Annotated in this window: 17 protein-coding genes; 8 read left to right on the top strand and 9 right to left on the bottom strand. The window is 67.5% G+C overall.

Annotated elements, in window-relative coordinates:
• The first annotated feature begins 13 nt into the window (after positions 1–13).
• Both FG323_RS10635 and cyoE read left to right on the top strand, forming a co-directional pair.
• A complete protein-coding gene (locus FG323_RS10635) occupies positions 14–1159 on the top strand; it encodes a COX15/CtaA family protein (RefSeq protein ID WP_141454505.1) in 1146 nt (381 codons plus the stop codon).
• Complete coding sequence (gene cyoE / locus FG323_RS10630; RefSeq protein ID WP_141454504.1) at positions 1156–2037, top strand: heme o synthase; 882 nt, start codon at positions 1156–1158, stop codon at positions 2035–2037. Before FG323_RS10635 ends, cyoE begins: the two co-directional genes overlap by 4 nt.
• A 78-nt stretch (positions 2038–2115) precedes the next feature.
• Here cyoE and FG323_RS10625 read toward each other — a convergent pair whose 3' ends face one another.
• From FG323_RS10625 to rpsU, 7 genes are all read right to left on the bottom strand, one after another.
• Complete coding sequence (locus tag FG323_RS10625; protein WP_141454503.1) at positions 2116–4107, bottom strand: alpha/beta fold hydrolase; 1992 nt, start codon at positions 4105–4107, stop codon at positions 2116–2118.
• Positions 4108–4228: 121 nt separating this feature from the next.
• Positions 4229–4735, bottom strand: a complete 507-nt coding sequence (locus tag FG323_RS10620) for a sulfur transferase domain-containing protein (RefSeq protein ID WP_141454502.1) — start codon at positions 4733–4735, stop codon at positions 4229–4231.
• A 14-nt stretch (positions 4736–4749) separates the two neighbouring features.
• Positions 4750–6480 (bottom strand): DNA primase, encoded by a 1731-nt coding sequence (dnaG, locus tag FG323_RS10615; protein WP_141454501.1) that lies wholly within the window; start codon positions 6478–6480, stop codon positions 4750–4752.
• A 34-nt stretch (positions 6481–6514) separates the two neighbouring features.
• Entirely contained in the window at positions 6515–7390 is an 876-nt protein-coding gene (locus FG323_RS10610) for a YihY/virulence factor BrkB family protein (protein ID WP_141454500.1), read from the bottom strand.
• A gap of 78 nt (positions 7391–7468) precedes the next feature.
• On the bottom strand, positions 7469–7963 hold the full coding sequence (locus FG323_RS10605; RefSeq protein WP_141454499.1) for a GNAT family N-acetyltransferase: 495 nt from the start codon (positions 7961–7963) through the stop codon (positions 7469–7471).
• 95 nt (positions 7964–8058) lie between these two features.
• Positions 8059–8505, bottom strand: a complete 447-nt coding sequence (locus tag FG323_RS10600; protein ID WP_141454498.1) for a GatB/YqeY domain-containing protein — start codon at positions 8503–8505, stop codon at positions 8059–8061.
• A 115-nt stretch (positions 8506–8620) separates the two neighbouring features.
• Positions 8621–8836 (bottom strand): 30S ribosomal protein S21, encoded by a 216-nt coding sequence (gene rpsU, locus FG323_RS10595; protein ID WP_002808376.1) that lies wholly within the window; start codon positions 8834–8836, stop codon positions 8621–8623.
• Positions 8837–8925: 89 nt separating this feature from the next.
• On the opposite strand from rpsU, the gene tsaD reads away from it, so the two are divergent.
• The 4 genes from tsaD to FG323_RS10575 all read left to right on the top strand — a co-directional run bounded on the left by tsaD (position 8926) and on the right by FG323_RS10575 (position 12080).
• Positions 8926–9987, top strand: a complete 1062-nt coding sequence (gene tsaD, locus FG323_RS10590; protein WP_141454497.1) for a tRNA (adenosine(37)-N6)-threonylcarbamoyltransferase complex transferase subunit TsaD — start codon at positions 8926–8928, stop codon at positions 9985–9987.
• Positions 9988–10057: 70 nt separating this feature from the next.
• Positions 10058–10420 (top strand): dihydroneopterin aldolase, encoded by a 363-nt coding sequence (folB, locus tag FG323_RS10585; RefSeq protein ID WP_141454496.1) that lies wholly within the window; start codon positions 10058–10060, stop codon positions 10418–10420.
• Complete coding sequence (locus tag FG323_RS10580) at positions 10417–11694, top strand: mechanosensitive ion channel domain-containing protein (protein WP_141454495.1); 1278 nt, start codon at positions 10417–10419, stop codon at positions 11692–11694. The genes folB and FG323_RS10580 overlap by 4 nt, the downstream gene beginning before the upstream one ends.
• On the top strand, positions 11691–12080 hold the full coding sequence (locus tag FG323_RS10575) for a 2-amino-4-hydroxy-6-hydroxymethyldihydropteridine diphosphokinase (RefSeq protein ID WP_141454494.1): 390 nt from the start codon (positions 11691–11693) through the stop codon (positions 12078–12080). Before FG323_RS10580 ends, FG323_RS10575 begins: the two co-directional genes overlap by 4 nt.
• Here the strand turns inward: FG323_RS10575 and FG323_RS10570 are convergent.
• Entirely contained in the window at positions 12073–12813 is a 741-nt protein-coding gene (locus FG323_RS10570) for a pteridine reductase (RefSeq protein ID WP_141454493.1), read from the bottom strand. The genes FG323_RS10575 and FG323_RS10570 overlap by 8 nt on opposite strands.
• 95 nt (positions 12814–12908) lie before the next feature.
• On the opposite strand from FG323_RS10570, the gene FG323_RS10565 reads away from it, so the two are divergent.
• Together FG323_RS10565 and FG323_RS10560 are read left to right on the top strand one after the other, a co-directional pair.
• Positions 12909–14093 (top strand): SAM-dependent methyltransferase, encoded by a 1185-nt coding sequence (locus FG323_RS10565; protein WP_141454492.1) that lies wholly within the window; start codon positions 12909–12911, stop codon positions 14091–14093.
• Between the two features lies 1 nt (position 14094).
• Positions 14095–14496: a VanZ family protein gene (locus FG323_RS10560; RefSeq protein WP_141454491.1), complete on the top strand. Its 402-nt coding sequence runs from the start codon at positions 14095–14097 to the stop codon at positions 14494–14496.
• Positions 14497–14602: 106 nt separating this feature from the next.
• Here the strand turns inward: FG323_RS10560 and FG323_RS10555 are convergent, their stop codons facing one another.
• Positions 14603–16912, bottom strand: a complete 2310-nt coding sequence (locus tag FG323_RS10555; protein WP_141454490.1) for a family 20 glycosylhydrolase — start codon at positions 16910–16912, stop codon at positions 14603–14605.
• Positions 16913–17021: the final 109 nt, after the last annotated feature.

Here is a 17021-nt window from a genome sequence, read left to right as displayed (position 1 = left end):
GGGTGCGCCCGAGATGAATGCCGTCGCCCGACCCGTGCTGTATCGCCATTTCCATCGCATCGCCTGGCTGGCCGTCGGCCTGGCGCTGTGCGTGATCATCTTCGGCGCCTTCGTGCGCCTGTCCAATGCCGGCCTGAGCTGCCCGGACTGGCCGACCTGCTATGGCCGCGCCAGCTGGCCGCAGAGCTCGCATGAAGTCGTGGATCACGCGGCCAGCGCGATCCGTCCGTTCGAAACGCACAAGGCCTGGCGCGAACAGGTCCACCGCCACATCGCCGCGACCCTGGGCATGCTGGTGCTGATCCTGTCACTGCTGGCCGCGCGCCGACGCCGCTTCGGCATCGCCACCATCCTGCTGGCCTCGGCCTTCGTCGCCACCGCGATCCCGCTGTACATGCATGGCGAACACGTCGCCGCATCGGTGCTGGCGATCATCGGCGAGGCGATCCTGCTGTTCGCCGCGCTGCGCTGGTCGAACCTGGATCTGGCGCGGGTCAGCGTGCTGACCCTGGCGGTGATCATCTTCCAGGCGCTGCTGGGCATGTGGACGGTGACCTGGCTGCTCAAGCCGATCGTGGTGATGGGACACCTGCTCGGTGGCCTGACCACGTTCGCACTGCTGCTGTGGATGGCCTGGCGCGCCACCGATCAGCCCATCAAGCTGGCCGATGCGGTGTCGCTGCGCCGCTGGGTGATCGGCGGGCTGGTGCTGCTGGGCATCCAGATCGCGCTGGGCGGCTGGGTGAGCGCCAACTACGCCGCGGTTGCCTGCGGCCTGGATTTCCCCAAGTGCGTGGGACGCTGGTGGCCGCCGGCCGACTTCAGCGAAGGCTTCGTCCTGTGGCGCGGCATCGGCGTGGATTATGAAGGCGGCGTACTCGATGGCGCATCGCGCATCGCCATCCAGATGACCCACCGGATCATGGCGGTCATCGTCGCGCTGTACGTGCTGGGCCTGGGCGCACGCCTGTTCCGCACGCCGGGCATGCGTGGCTGGGCCACCCTGCTGGTGCTGCTGATCATTGCCCAGTTCACCCTCGGCATCCTCAACGTCAAGCTGAACCTGCCGCTGCACGTCGCGGTCGCGCACAACGCCGGCGCGGTGCTGCTGCTGTTCACCCTGGTCTCGCTGATCGCGCGCCTGCGCAAGCCCGAATGAACATCGCATTGCGCCAGTACTGGGACCTGACCAAGCCGCGCGTGGTTGCGCTGATCGTGTTCACCGCGATCGTGGGCATGTTCCTGGCCATCGACGGCCTGCCGGATCTGGATCAGCTGCGCCGTGGCGCGCTGGGCTTCCTCGGCATCTGGCTGGCGGCGTCCAGCGCGGCGGCGATCAACCAGCTGCTCGACACCCGCATCGACGCCAAGATGGCACGCACGTCCTGGCGTCCGCTGGTGGTGGGGCAGGTCAAGCCGTGGCAGGCGCTGGTGTTCGCGCTGTGCCTGGCGGCACTGTCGATGGCGATCCTGGTGCTGTGGGTCAACGTCATCACCGCCATCCTGACCTTCGCCTCGCTGATCGGCTACGCGGTGATCTACACCGTGTTCCTGAAGCGGGCGACGCCGCAGAACATCGTCATCGGCGGTATCGCCGGCGCCGCGCCGCCGTTGCTGGGCTGGGCCACCATGACCGGCATGCGCGGCGAGTGGGACTGGGCGCATGCGCTGCTGCTGGTGCTGATCATCTTCGTGTGGACGCCGCCGCATTTCTGGGCGCTGGCCATCTTCCGCCGCGAGGACTACGCGCGCGCGCTGGTGCCGATGCTGCCGGTCACCCACGGCGTCACCTATACGCGCTGGCAGATCCTGTTCTACACGGTGCTGCTGGTGGAGGTGACCGTGTTGCCGGTGGTGTTCGGCATGAGCGGCCTGTTCTATCTGGGCGGCGCGCTGGTGCTGGGGCTGGTGTTCCTGTGGTACGCGTGGCGCCTGCTGGATCCGCCGGACGAGTTCTTCGCGATGCGGATGTTCAACTACTCCATCGTCTACCTGATGGCGCTGTTCGCCTTCCTGCTGGTGGACCACTGGCTGTAGTCGCGGTGCGCGTCCGCCGCAATGAAGAAAGGCCCGCGCGAGCGGGCCTTTCCGTTTTCCGGACGCGTGGCGGGTGCGTCACTCCAGCAGGTGGCGCTGCCAGAACAGCATCGAGGCGGCACTGAAGTAGTCGCTGTTGGATTTCTTCTGGAAGCCGTGGCCTTCGTCCGAGAATTCCAGGTACCAGACCGGCTGGCCATTGCCGCGTACCGCCTTCACGATCTGCTCGGCCTCGGTATAGGGCACGCGCGGGTCATTGCGCCCCTGTGCGACGAACAGCGGCGAGGTGATGCGGTTGGCGTGGTTGAGCGGGGAGATCTTCTCGAAATGCTCGGCCATCGCCGGATCACGTTCGTCGCCGTATTCGGCCCGGCGCAGATCGCGGCGGTAGCTTTCCGTGTTCTTCAGGAACGTGCCGAAGTGGGAAATGCCGACCACGTCGATGCCGGCGCGGATGCGGTCGCTGTAGTGCATCAGCGATGCCAGCACCATGTAGCCGCCATAGCTGCCGCCGTAAACGCCCACGCGCCTGGCATCCAGTTCCGGCTGCTGGCCAATCCAGTCCAGCAGCGCGCCGATGTCCTTGACCGAGTCCTCGCGCTTGAAACCGTTGTCCAGTTGCACGTAGGTCTTGCCGTAGCCGGTGGACCCACGCACGTTGGGCACCAGCACGGCGATGCCCATCTCGTTGACCAGGTACTGGATGATGGCATTGAAGGCCGGCAGCGATTGTCCTTCCGGGCCCCCGTGGATGTCGATCAGCACCGGATGGCGACCATTCTTCGCCGGCTTGGCCGGCTTGTAGTAGAACGCCGGGATGGTGCGCGGCTTGCCATCCACCTGATCGAAGGTGGGATAGCGCACCAGCGTGGGCGCGACGAAGCCGCCGGCATCCAGTCCGCCGACTTCGCTCCGCGTCCAGCGGGCCAGCTTCGCCGCCGCCAGATCGATCACGTAGACATCGCTGGGCGAGGTGGCGGTGTTGAGGGTCAACGCCAGTTTGCCGCCGTCGGGCGAGAAGCCCATGCGTCCGATGATGCCGATGGGCAGTTCCGGCAATGTGACCGGCTGGAACGACGGCCAGGCGAACACATGCAGGCGATCGATGCCGTCCTCGTTGCTCACGTAGGCGACATGGCGGCCGTCGTCGGAAACGTCCAGCTGATCCACGTCCCAGGGAATGTCCGCGCTGACCACCTTGAATTCGCCGGTGGCGGGATTGTGGTACCGCAGGGTGCTGAACTCCTGCGGCTTGCCTTCGAGGTTCTCGTCGGAGACGTAGAACACCCCGCGGCCATCGCCCGCGTAGCGGAATCCGCCGGACGCCGCCTTGCCACCCTCGATCGGGAAAAGGGTGAGCTTGCCGCTGGCCAGATCCACCTTGCCCGGATGCGTTTCATTGACCGATACATATTGGTTCACCAGCAGCGTCCTGCCATCCGGCGAGAAATCCATCGCACTCCATTGGCCGCCTTCGGTGACCACCGTGCGCGCCTTGCGGGTGGCGAGATCCATCACCCAGACGTCGGTGTCCTTGCCGTTGCGGGCGGTGCTGCTCCATGCAAGTTGTTTGCCGTCATGCGAGAACAGGGGCCCCTGGTTGCGTGCCTTGCCGTCGGTGAGCAGGGTGCTTTCGCGGGTCGCCAGGTCGAACCAGTGCAACTGCCAGAACTCGTTGCCGCCCACGTCCTTGCCGAACACGAAGCCATCGCGACCGGACTTCGCCGGCGCGGTGCCGACGCTGTTGATGGGCTCGCGGTAGAAGGTCAGCTGCTCGCGCATGCCCATCGGCTGGCAGACGCGATGGGCCTGGTTCGTCTCGGCGAAACGGGTGGTGATCAGCACGCAGCCTTCGCGGGTCCAGCCGGCGAAGCCGGCGCCGCGCGTGTTCTGGTAGCGGTTGAGGCGCTCGGTCAGTTCGGCGGGAATCGCCGGCACGTATTCGGTGGTGCGAGTGCCGATTTGTTCGCGTGCCTGCGCCTGGGAGGGCGTCGCGGTGGTCTGGGCCAGCGCCGGAAGCGCGAGCGCGGCCAGCAGCAACGGCAGGCATCTGCCGGGATGACGGGTCATGCGAAGGTTCTCCCCGGGATGTAAGAGCCCGAGGTTAACCACGTTCCGTCACCCCAGCCAGTGTCGGAGGTTGGCCACGGTGCGGGAACGACCGGAGCGCGTCCGGTCGTCCCGTGAATGCTTACGGTGCCTGCAGCTTCTGCTCGACCACCGGCGCGAGTGATTTCAGGCCAGCCTGGCGCCCCAGTTCCAGCGCCTTCTCGTTGCTGGCGCCTTCTTCCTGTTTGGCCATCAGCGCCAGCAAGGCACCGACCCGGTTGCCGGACGCGCAGTGCAACAGCACGTTGTCGCCACCTTCCTGCAGCAGTTTCTTCAGTGCCGCGGCGTTGGCGGCGGTGAGGTCGTCGGCGCCGGCGATGGGCAGGCGCTCGTAGCGCATGCCGTTCTGTTCGGCGGCCGCGGCTTCGTCGAAGCCGCGATCCTCGCCCGGAGCGCGCAGATCGATGACGGTGCGCACGCCCTGCCTGGAAAAATCGGCGAGCTGATCGGCGGTGGGCTGGCCACCGGTATGCAGGCCCGGGCGTGGCTGGGTGAAGTCGCCAGCCTGGGCCTGAAGCGCGAACAGCAGCAGGGCGCTTCCCAGCAGGTGACGGAACGATGCGGCGGTACGGCGGGATCCACGTTTCATGGGAATCTCCTCGTTCAGCGGGCCACGCGCGCCTGCAGCAGGGCGCGCAATTCGTATTTGTCGGCTTCGTCCAGGCCGATGTTGCGCTGTTTCACCTGAAGTTCGTCGATACGTTGCTGCAGCAATTGCCTTTCCATCTGGTGCGCGGCGTCCAGCAGCTCTGCCTGCCAGATGGTCTCGTCGCCGGGCAGCTCCTGCATCGCCAGCTTCTGCAGCGCGGGCAGTTCCTCGCGCTCGGCGAAATGTTCCAGCAACACGCCGGTGGTGATGTCCGGGCGCGCGTGCACGATGTCCAGCAGTTCCAGCAGCAGTTCGACGCCGGGCAGGCGCAGGCCGGCGAACGCATGCGGCGGTTGCAGCGCCAATGCCAGCGACGGCTTGTGCAGCAGGCAGACGATGGCGCTGCGCACCAGGCTGGGTTTGTTGCCGGAGGAACGATGCGCGGCGGCGCGCGGAACGGGTTTGGCGGGCGGTGGCGCGGACGCGGTGGCGGCGCCGACGCCGGTGATCTCGCCCAGCCGCTGCCGCATCAGATCGCCGAAAGCGCCGTCCGGAATCTGCGCGAGCAGCGGACGCGCGCGCTCGGCCAGGCGCGCCTTGCCGTCCAGGGTGGACAGGCGGATATCCTTGCCCAGTTCCTGGAAGAAGAATTCCGACAGCGGCATCGCCTGCTGCAGACGCGCGTCGAACGCGGCGGCGCCTTCCTGGCGCACGATGGTGTCCGGATCCTCGCCATCGGGCAGGAACAGGAAGAATGCCTGGCGGCCGTCCTTCATGCGCGGCAGCACGGATTCCAGCGCGCGCCACGCGGCGCGCTGGCCGGCGGCATCGCCATCGAAACAGAAGTACACGTCCGGGGCGTTGCGGAACAGCAGTTCGGCATGATCCGGCGTGGTCGCGGTGCCGAGCGTGGCGACCGCTTGCTTGACCCCGAACTGGAACAGCGAGACCACGTCCATGTAGCCCTCGACCACGATCAGCCGCGTGATCTTCTGGTTGGCCTGGCGGACCTGCCACAGGCCGTACAGTTCACGGCCCTTGTGGAACAGCGCGGTCTCCGGCGAATTGAGGTACTTGGGACCGTCGTCCTTCTGCAATACGCGGCCACCGAAGGCGATGACCCGCCCGCGGCGGTCGTAGATCGGGAACATCACCCGATCCCGGAACTTGTCGTAGGTGTGGCCGCGATCGTTCTTGGAGAACAGGCCGGCGCGGTCCAGCAGCTTCATCCGCCGCTCGTCGGTGCCGAGCGCGTCCTTCAGCGCGGAGAAGCCGTCCGGCGCGTAGCCGATGGCGAACTGCGCGCGGGTGGCCGCGTCCACGCCGCGTCCGTCCAGGTAGGCGCGCGCCTTGTCGCTGCCTTCCAGCTGGCGCTGGAAGAAGCGCGCGGCCGCTTCCAGCGCGCCGAACAGATCACGGGTGTCGTTGTCCTGGTTGCGCTGCTGGGTTTCGCGCGGCACTTCCATGCCGTTGCGCCGGGCCAGTTCCTCGACCGCGTCGAGGAACTCCAGGCGGTCGTAATTCATCAGGAACGACAGCGCGGTGCCGTGCGCGCCGCAGCCGAAGCAGTGGTAGAACTGCTTGGTCGGCGAGACCGTGAACGAGGGCGAGCGCTCGTCGTGGAACGGGCAGCAGGCCGAGTACTCCTTGCCCTGCCGCTTCAGCGGCACGCGCGTGCTGATCACCTCGACGATATCCGTCCGGGCGAGCAGTTCGTCGATGAAGGCGTCGGGGATGCGGGCCATGGACTGTGTAGTATTCCACGCCCGGCCGGTGACGTCAGGACGCCCGGTGGGCGCCTGCCTGCCGGCGCCGGGCCAGCCGTTCGTCGATCAGCGCGGTCAGCAGGGCGCCCACCAGGAACACCACCGTGGCGTAGTACATCCAGACCAGCAGGATGACCAGCGTGCCCATCGAGCCGTAGGCGCTGCCGGGCGCCGCCTGCGCGAGATACAGGCCAATCGCCCAGCGGCCGGCGATGAACAGCACCGAGGTGAGCGCGCCGCCGAGAAAGGCGCGTCGCCACGCCACCCGCCGATCCGGCAGGTAGTGGTAGAGCAGCGCGAAGGCGAACACGTACAGCGCAAGCGAGGCCAGGTCGCCGAGCGCGGGCAGCAGCGATGGCACGCGCGCGAACAGCACCTGCAGCAGGGTATTGAGCGTCATCGACACCAGCAGCAGGAAACCCAGCGCGAGCACCACGCCGAACGAGAAGATCCGCTTGCGCAGCCATGCCCACGGGCCTTCCAGGCGCTGGGCGTCGGTGCGGAAGATCAGGTTCAGCGCCTGCTGCAACTGGCCGAACACGGCGGTGGCGCCGATGAACAGCAGCACCGTGCTCCAGCCTCCGGCCAGCGAGCCGACACTGGGGCGGTTGCGCGCGTTGCGCAGGACGGTGGTGGCGATGTCGGCGGCGTCACGGCCGGCCAGATCGCCAATCTGCCGCAACAGCGCCTCCTGCGCGCTGGGATACAGCGCGGTGGTCAGCCACAGCAGCAGCACCAGCAACGGTGCCAGCGACAACAGCGCATAGAACGCCAACGATGCCGCCTGCGCCATCACGTCGATTTCGATGAATCGCCGCGCCAGCGCGACCGGCAGGCTGCCGTGGAACCGCTTCAGGAAGAGCAGCAGCTGATCGCGCAGGCCCCGCATCGGATTCGGCGTTCGTCCAGACACCGGGGCAGCATGACAGGCCAGTGTCGTCGCGCCGTGAGAGCCGAAGCGCCGTGCTCAATCCGCCGGGGTCGCCGCCAGCCGCTGCAGGGCCTCGCCGCTCACGCGTTGCACGGTCCATTCGTCCTGGCCGAGCGCACCGAGGCTGCGATAGAAGCGGATGGCCGGTTCGTTCCAGTCCAGCACCGACCATTCGAAGCGGCCGTAGCCGCGTTCCACCGCCCGCCGCGCGAGATCGATCATCAGGCGCTTGCCCACGCCGAGCCCACGGAACCGGGGCCGCACGAACAGATCTTCCAGGTACAGGCCGGGCAGGCCGACGAAGGTCGAGAAACTGGTGAAGAACAGGGCGAAGCCAGCCGGTTCGCCGTCGACTTCGGCGATCACGACCTCGGCGGCCGGGCGCGGGCCGAACAGGTGTTCGGCCAGCTGCGCTTCGGTGGCGACCGCTTCATGCGCCAGTCGTTCGTATTCGGCGAGTTCGCCGATGAACGCCAGGATGTGCGGGATGTCGTCGCGAACGGCCGCGCGCAGGGTGGGGGTCTGGGACATCGCGGTGTGGACTCGCTCGGCGGGGACGAGGGAACGAGGATACTGGGCGGCGGCACGCAGGGCGCCGCGTCCGGCATCCGCCTGGCGAAGCGGGCTCAGCCCGCGAACTTCTTCTTCACCAGCGCCGAGACCTGGCCCATGTCGGCCTGGCCGGCCAGGCGCGGCTTGAGCACGCCCATCAGCTTGCCCATGTCGGCCGGGCCGCTGGCGCCGGTTTCGGCGATGGCCGCGTCGATGGCGGCCAGGATCTCGGCCTCGCCCAGCTTGGCGGGCAGGTAGCGCTCGATGACGACGATTTCCGCGCGCTCGACCGCGGCCAGGTCCTCGCGGCCGGCGGCCTCGTACTGGTTCACCGAGTCCTTGCGCTGCTTGACCATCTTCTCCAGCACGGCGAGCACGGCGGCGTCATCCAGTTCGATGCGCTCGTCCACCTCGCGCTGCTTGATCGCGGCGTTGACCAGGCGGATGACGCCCAGGGTGTCCTTGTCGCCGCCCTTCATGGCGGCCTTCATGTCGTCGGTGAGCTGTTGCTTCAGGGGCATGGGAGTTCTCCGGTGCCTGCCGGGGGCAGGAAGTGGGATGGGGAATACGGGGGATCCAGAAACGCAAAAAGCCGGCCACGCTCGCGCGTGCCGGCTTCTGGCGAAACGCCGTCGCTCAGTACAGGCGCTGGCGCTTGGTGACGTCGCGCGAGGAGCGACGCAGCTGGCGCTTCACCGCGGCAGCGGCCTTGCGCTTGCGTTCCTGGGTCGGCTTCTCGTAGAACTCGCGCTTGCGGGTTTCAGCCAGCACGCCGGCCTTCTCGCAGGTGCGCTTGAAGCGACGGAGCGCAAACTCAAACGGCTCGTTTTCGCGGACTTTGACGCTGGGCATACGTAATCTCGTTGATGGAAACGACCCGGGCATACCGGGTGAGCCGCGCATTATAGCGGCGGCCCGCGGAAAAGTGCAACATAGCGCCCATGAAGGTCCTAGGCATCGAAACCAGCTGCGACGAGACCGGCGTGGCGGTCTACGACACCGGCCGGGCCGGGGCGGACGGCCTGCTGGCCCATGCGGTCTACAGCCAGATCGCCCTGCACGCGGAGTATGGCGGGGTGGTGCCCGAGCTGGCCAGCCGCGATCACGTCCGCAAGCTGCTGCCCCTGATCCGCCAGACCCTGGCCGAGGCCGGTCTGGACACCCGCGATCTGGATGGAGTCGCCTATACCGCGGGTCCCGGGCTGGTGGGTGCCCTGCTGGTGGGCGCCGGCGTGGCGCGGGCGCTGGCCTGGGCACTGGACCTGCCGGCGGTGGCGGTGCATCACATGGAAGGCCACCTGCTGGCCCCGTTGATCGAGCATGACCCGCCGGAACCGCCGTTCGTGGCCCTGCTGGTGTCCGGTGGACATACCCAACTGGTGGCGGTGGACGCCATCGGCCGCTACCGGCTGCTGGGCGAGACCCTGGACGACGCGGCCGGCGAGGCCTTCGACAAGACCGCCAAGCTGATGGGCCTGCCGTATCCCGGCGGTCCCCAACTGGCGCGGTTGGCCGAGGAGGGCACGCCCGGACGGTTCCGGTTCGCCCGCCCGATGACCGACCGGCCCGGCCTGGATTTCAGTTTCTCGGGCCTGAAGACGCAGGTGCTGCTGGCCTGGCGCGACAGCGATCAGCAGCCGCAGACCAAGGCCGACATCGCACGTGGTTTCGAGGATGCGGTGGTCGACACGCTGGCGATCAAGTGCGGGCGCGCGCTCGATGAGGCCGGTTGCGACACATTGATCGTCGCTGGCGGCGTGGGGGCCAACAAGCGCCTGCGCGCGCGCTTGCAGGAGATGGCCGCGCGGCGCGCGGGTGGGCGGGTGTGTTTCCCGCGACTGGATCTGTGCACCGACAATGGTGCCATGATCGCCTTCGCCGGCGCGCTGCGACTGGAAGCCGGCCAGCACGAGAGCGCGGAAGTGAAGGTGACGCCGCGCTGGGACATGGCGACACTGTCGCCGGTGGTGGCGATGGAACCGGCGGAGATAGCCCGGGAATAAGTGCGGCACAGGGAAGGTTCGGCCACGGGCGGGTACCATGCCGGTTCCGCATTCTCGATTTCCGCTGCACATGGACAAGGTTTTCATCGACGGCCTGCAGGCCGACGCGGTGATCGGCATCTACGACTGGGAGCGGCGCATCCGCCAGACCCTGCGCCTGGATCTCGAACTCGGGTTCGACAACCGCAAGCCCGCCGCCAGCGACGACGTCGCCGACACGCTCGACTACGACGCGATCAGCCGCCGCCTCACCGCCTTCATCCAGGCCTCCGAATTCGGCCTGGTCGAAACCCTGGCCGAACGCTGCGCCGCGCTGGTGATCGACGAATTCGGAGTGGCCTGGCTGCGCCTGCGCCTGACCAAGCCCGGCGCGGTGGCCAATGCCGCGGGCGTGGGCGTGATCATCGAGCGTGGTTCGGTGGGACCGGCATGAACCAGCGGCTGGAACAACTGCGCGCCTGGCTGGAACCCTATCCCTGGGCCTACACCACGCTGACCATCTGCGCGCTGGTGCTGGCCGCCTGGCTGGCCAACTGGGTGACCAAGCGCGTCCTGCTGCGCGGACTGCGGCGGATGATCAACTCGCTGCCTCTGGGCGAACCGCACGAGATCCGCCTGCGGGTGATTCCACGCCTGGCCAACGTCATCCCGGCCATCGTGCTCTCGGCCGGCGTGGTGGCGGTGCCGGATCTGCCGGAACACCTGGTCACGGTGGTCCGCAACGTCTGCACCGCCTTCATCATCCTGACCCTGGCGCTGGCCTTCTCCGGCGCGATGGATCTGGTCAACCAGATCTACCAGCGCCGTCCGGATGCCCACAACAAGCCGATCAAGGGCTACCTGCAGCTGCTGAAAATCGTGGTGTTCACGCTCGCGGCGGTACTGATGGTGGCGACGCTGATCGACCGCTCGCCGCTGATCCTGTTGTCGGGGCTGGGCGCGATGATGGCGGTGCTGATCCTGGTGTTCCAGGACACCATCCTGTCGCTCGTCGCCAGCCTGCAGATTAGTTCCAACGACATGGTGCGGGTGGGTGACTGGATCGAGATGCCGCAGCTCAACGCGGATGGCGAAGTGATCGATATCGCCCTGCACACGGTGAAGGTGCAGAACTGGGACAAGACCATCACCAACGTCCCGACCAAGAAGCTGATCAACGATTCATTCAAGAACTGGCGCGGCATGAGCGACGCCGGTGGACGCCGGATCAAGCGCGCGCTGTACCTGGACCAGCACAGCGTGCGCTTCCTCACCGACGAGGAACTCGGCCGCATGCACGGCTTCACCGTGCTGGATCGCTATCTCAACGAGAAAGGCCGGGAAATCTCCGCCTGGAACACCGATCTGGAACAGCGCGGCATCCATCCTGTGAACGCGCGACGGGTGACCAACCTCGGTACGTTCCGCGCCTACGTGGAGAACTACCTGCGCAACCATCCCGGCATCCACCAGGACATGACCCTGCTGGTGCGCCAGCAGCAGCCCGAGTCCACCGGCCTGCCGCTGGAAATCTACTGTTTTACCCGCGACATCCGCTGGGGCGTCTACGAGAACATCCAGTCGGACATCTTCGATCACCTGCTGGCGATCCTGCCGGAGTTCGGACTGCGGGTGTTCCAGGAATCCTCCGACGCGGGCATCACCGCCGCGTTGATGGCGACCGCCGCATTGAAGCAGGCGGACGAGCGGACCACGCCTTCGGCATGAGCGCGCATCGCTACCTGCTGATCCTGGGCAGCGGAACCGATGGCGAAGCGCAATTGGCGCGCGCGTGCGCGGCATTGGCCGGCGAGGGCAGGATCCTGGCGCTGTCGCCGGTGGTGAGCGGCGCCAGCGTGGTGGCCGGGGATCCGCACCGTTACGCCAACCAGGCGATGCTGCTGGAAACCCCGCTGGAGCGGGCCGCGTTCAACGCGAGGCTGAAGTCGCTGGAAATCGAGCTGGGACGGCATCCGGGCGATGCCGCGTGCGCCATCGATCTGGATCTGGCGCGCGAATACGCGGCAGATGGCGAGATGCGCTGGGAAAACCCGGCCAAGCTCGAACATCCCGTGTTCGTGGATCTTGCCGGGCAGGTCGCCCCGATCAGATGAACAGCGAGCGCCCGCCGTCGATGGCCAGCACCTGCCCGGTGATGTAGCCGTTGCCGCCCAGCAGCCAGCGCACCGCCGAGACGATGTCGTCCGGCGCCCCCTGGCGTTTGAGTGCGGTGCGTGCATGCACCAGCTCCAGGGTTTCCGCCTTGACCGGATTCTCCGACCACAGCACGTTGCCCGGCGCTACCGCGTTCACCCGCACTTCCGACCCGAGTTCGCGGGCCAGCGACTTGGTCATCATCACCAGCGCGGCCTTGGCCATGCAGTAGACCGTGTGTCCGCCCAGCGGGCGTTCGGCGTAGATGTCGGCGATGCTGACGATCGCGCCGCGACTGGCCTTCAGGTGCGGCGCCGCCGCCTGCGAGAGGAAGAACGGCGCGCGCGCGTTGGAGGCGAACAACTCGTCCCACTGTTGTGGCGTGGCCTGGCCGATCGGCGTGGCGTAGTAGGCCGAGGCGTTGTTGATCAGGGCGTCCAGCCGTCCGAAATGGCCGACCGCGCGAGCGATCAGTTCCGGCAGCCGATCGAACTCGGCCAGATCCGCGTGCAGGGTGAGCACGCTGCCGGGGCGCGCGGCCTCCAGTTCGCCCGCCAGCGCCTGCATCGCCTCGCCGGAATGCCGGTAGTGCAGGGCCAGATCGTAACCGTCGGCGTGTAGCCCGCGCGCGATGGCCGCGCCCACCCGCTTGGCGCTGCCGGTGATCAGGGCGACTTTGCGTTGCGTGTCCATGCGTGGGCTCCCGGGCGAATCGTCTGCCGGCATTGTGCCGCGTCCGCGCGTGGCGCGCGCGTACAATGCCGATCCGCACCACCCCAGGAACGATCATGCGCAGCGAATTGCCACCGCCCGACGCCGACGCGCTTGCCCACAGCGAGCGGTTGGCGGCCCTGCTGCGCGAGGAAATCCGCGCCAATGGCGGCTTCCTGCCGTTTTCGCGCTTCATGGAGCGTTGCCTGTACGCACCCGGCCTGGGCTACTACAGCGCCGGCAGCGCCAAGTTCGGCGGCGCCGGTGACTTCGTCACGGCGCCCGAGCTGGGGCCGCTGTTCGCCGCCTGCGTCGCCAGCGCGGTCGCGCCGGTGCTGCAGGCGCTGGGGCCGGACGCCGAGTTTCTCGAACTGGGCGGCGGCAGCGGCGCCTTCGCCGAGGTAATGCTCAAGCGCCTGCTGGAACTGGATGCGCTGCCGGCGCGTTACGCCATCCTGGAACCCAGCGCCGACCTGCGTGAACGCCAGCGCGAGCGCCTTTCACAACGTCTGATTCCGCCGGTGTTCGCGCTGGTCGAATGGCTGGATGGGCCGCCGGGCGAAGCCTGGAACGGCGTGCTGTTCGCCAACGAGGTGATCGACGCGTTGCCGACGCCGCGTTTCACCCTGCGCGATGGCGAGGTGTTCGAGGAATACGTGGCGCTGGGCGAAGACGAGCGCTTCATCCGCACCGACCGTCCCGCCGACGCGTTGCTGGCGGCCGCGGTCCGCCACGTCGAGCGCTATCTCGAACAGCCCTTTCCCGACGGCTACCGCTCCGAGTTGCTGCCGCAATTGCCTTACTGGATCCAGGCGGTGATGGGCGGACTGCGGACCGGCGCGATGCTGTTCGTCGACTACGGCTATCCGCGCCGCGAGTACTACCTGCCGGATCGCGACCAGGGTACCCTGCGCGCGTTCTACCGCCAGCACATGCACGCCGATCCCTATCTGTGGCCGGGCCTGCAGGACCTGACTGCGTCGGTGGACTTCACCGCGCTGGCCGAGGCCGGCACCCAGGCCGGCTTCGAACTGGCCGGTTACAGCGACCAGGCCGGTTTCCTGCTCGGCAACGGCCTGCCCGAGCGCCTGCAGGAGATCGAGGAAAGGGCCGATGACGTCGCCAAACTGCGTTTCCGCAACGAGGCGAAGAAATTGACCTTGCCCAGCGAGATGGGCGAGCGGTTCCAGGTGATGGGATTCGCGCGCGATGTCGAGTTCGGCCCGGCCTTCCTTGCCAACGACCTGACCTGGCGCCTGTGAAATGACCCTGCTCAAACCGTTCCGCCATCCCCGGCTGTGGCTGTGCCTGTGGCTGCTGGCCATCGCGACCGTGGTCGCGCTGTCGCTGGGGCCGCCGCCGCCGTTCCCGGACCTGCCCTCGGGCACCGACAAGCTGGAGCACGGCTTGGCCTATTTCCTGCTGGCGGCCGGCGCGGTGCAGTTGTTTCGCGGCCGCGGCAGCTGGATGCTGGGCGGACTCCTGCTGGTGATGGTAGGCATCGGCGTGGAATTCGCCCAGGGCGCCTACACCACCGATCGCATGCGCGATCCCTTCGACGCCATCGCCAACACCGTCGGCGTGCTGCTTGGCCTGTCCACCGCGTTGACACCGCTGCGGGACCTGTTGCTGCGGCTTGAGGGCAGGGTCCGCAAGCCGGCCTAGGCGGAAGTCCGGCACGGACAGGAAAACCCCCGTCCGCGTAGCGAACGGGGGCGGGGTGAGGGGCGGAGGGTTCCCTCACCAACGCATGGCGAGCCCGCCCGCCGTGTCAGCGCGGTACCAGTCGTACCTCGTCCAGTACCCACATCTCCGGGCGCGTGTCGCCGGTGAACACCAGGCACAGGTCCTGCTTGCCGCTCATTCCGGCCGGCAGTGCCGCATCCAGCGTCACGAAGCCATCGGCGCCGGGCCGGGCCGGCAGCGGCACCGTGGCGAACGGCTCGGCCTTGCAACTGCCGGCGCGGACCAGCAGTTCGCCATGCGCCGAATGCGCCGGCTCGAACTTGCGGTTGACCTCGTCGTGCGCCAGCTGGAAGTAGTACGGAATGCGCCCGGCGCGCACCTGCAGTTTCGCGATGCCGGCCAGATCCGCCTGCGGCCATTGCCAGCATGGATTGAAGATGGTGACGTTGAACATCGCGCGCGCGCCGTCGCGCGGGCCGTCATCCTCCAGCCGCAGCAGCAGGCGGCCGCCTTCCGGACAGGTGGTCAGCGCGTCACTGGTCCGGCGCAGCAGCCAGTCGCGATCCACCAACTGTCCGGTTGCATCGGCCAGCGGCTTGCCGTCGAAGAAGGCGGCGGCGCGTACCTGCGCGGGCGGCGTCACCACGAACGGTTGCGTGTAGCGCGCTGAGGTCGAGGCAGGCGTGCTGCCATCCACGGTGTAGCGGATCTCATAGCCCAGCGGATTGGCCAGCGTGACCTGCGCCTGGCCGGCCGCGCGCTGTTCCTGCGCGGTGACCACCACCTCGAACGGCGTCTGCGCGTAGGCGATGCCGAGTGACCGGTAGCGCTGCAACTGCGTGGGCAGACGCTTGAGGAAGTCGTCGTAGTCCTTGCGTGCCGCCGGCGTCCAGCCCACTTCGGCCAGGGCGGCCAGGCGCGGATACAGATGATGCTGCAGGCGCGCGTAGTAGCGGGTGTGTTCGGTCCACACGTTGGCCTGCAGGCCGAGGATGTGGTGGCGCAGCGCCGGCGCGAGCGCTTCCGGCACCGGCTCGAAACCGTAGACCTTGTCCAGCGGCACTTGGGTCGGTCGGCCTGGTGGCTCGTTCGGCGAGGTGGTCTGGTGGTAGTCCAGGTACAGGTGCGACTTGGGCGTCATCACCACGTCGTGGCCCTGGGTGGCGGCTTCCAGCCCGCCTTCGGTGCCGCGCCAGGACATCACCGTGGCTTCCGGCGGCAGGCCGCCTTCGAGGATTTCGTCCCAGCCGATCAGGCGGCGATCGTGGGCTTCCAGGAATTTCTCCAGCCGCTTGATGATGTGGCTCTGCATCTCGAACTCGTTCTTCAGGCCGAGTTCGCGGATGCGTGCCTGCGTGCGCGCCGAGTTCTCCCACTGGATCTTAACCGCCTCGTCCGCACCGACGTGCACGTAGCGCCCGGGGAACAGCGCGATCACCTCGGTCAGCACATCCTCCAGGAAAGTGATTGTGCTTTCCTCGGTATTGAACAGATAGCTGTGCACGCCCCACTGGTTGGAGACCGGTGGAGTGGATCCGAGTACGCCGAGCTCCGGATAGGCGGCGATGGCGGCCTGCGCGTGGCCGGGCACATCGATTTCCGGCAGCACGGTGATGTGGCGGTCCGCCGCGTACTTCACGATCTCGCGGATCTGGTCCTGGGTGTAGAAGCCGCAATAGGGTTTCGGCTGGCCATCCGCGCCGACCCCCGCGTCGCCTGCCGCGACCCGGCAGCCGCCGACCTCGGTCAGTTTCGGATACTTCTTTATCTCGATGCGCCAGCCCTGGTCGTCGGTCAGGTGCCAGTGGAAGGTGTTGAGCTTGTGCAGCGCCATGGTGTCGAGGATCTGCTTGATCTCGTCGAGCGACTGGAAATGCCGCGCGGAGTCGAGCATGAAGCCGCGCCAGGGGAAGCGGGGGGCGTCCTGGATGTCGACGGCAGGTATCGACTTGCCATCGCCCTGGCTGGCCAGCTGCCACAGGGTGACCGCGCCATAGAACAGACCACGTGCGTCTGCGGCCAGGATCGTCGCGCCGTCCTGGTTCACGGACAGGCGATAGCGTTCCGGAGAGTCGCCCGGCAAATCGGTGGTGATGGCGAAGCGGATGCCGCCGCTGGCGGCCGCGCCTGCCGGCATGAGTTCGGGCGCACGCAGGCCGCTCGCCGCCAGCATCGCCGCGAACTGCCGGGCCACGATACGGGCAGTGTCGTCCTGCGCGTGCAGCATCGTCCTGGCGCCAAGCGGATAGTTGCCCTCCCCGGCATCGACCCGCGCGGGCAGGGGGATCAGCGACAGACCCGGCGTGGCCGTCACCGGTCCCTGCGCCATGGCGGGCAATGCGACTGCGAGAAGACCCGCGAGCAGGCCGGCCCGGTGAATCATCTTGGTACTCATCGTCGATTCGTTCCTCGTCGGGAATGAATGTCCATTCCCCCAAAAAAATCGGGCTCAATCAGGATTGAGCCCGTGGAGAGACAAATAGCTGTCAAAGGCAGAAAGTGCA

The sequence above is a fragment of the Pseudoxanthomonas sp. z9 genome, assembly GCF_006542425.1.
Lineage (GTDB): Bacteria > Pseudomonadota > Gammaproteobacteria > Xanthomonadales > Xanthomonadaceae > Pseudoxanthomonas_A.
The sequence above is the reverse complement of the archived record's forward strand: the minus strand, read 5'-3'. Positions and strand labels throughout refer to the sequence as shown.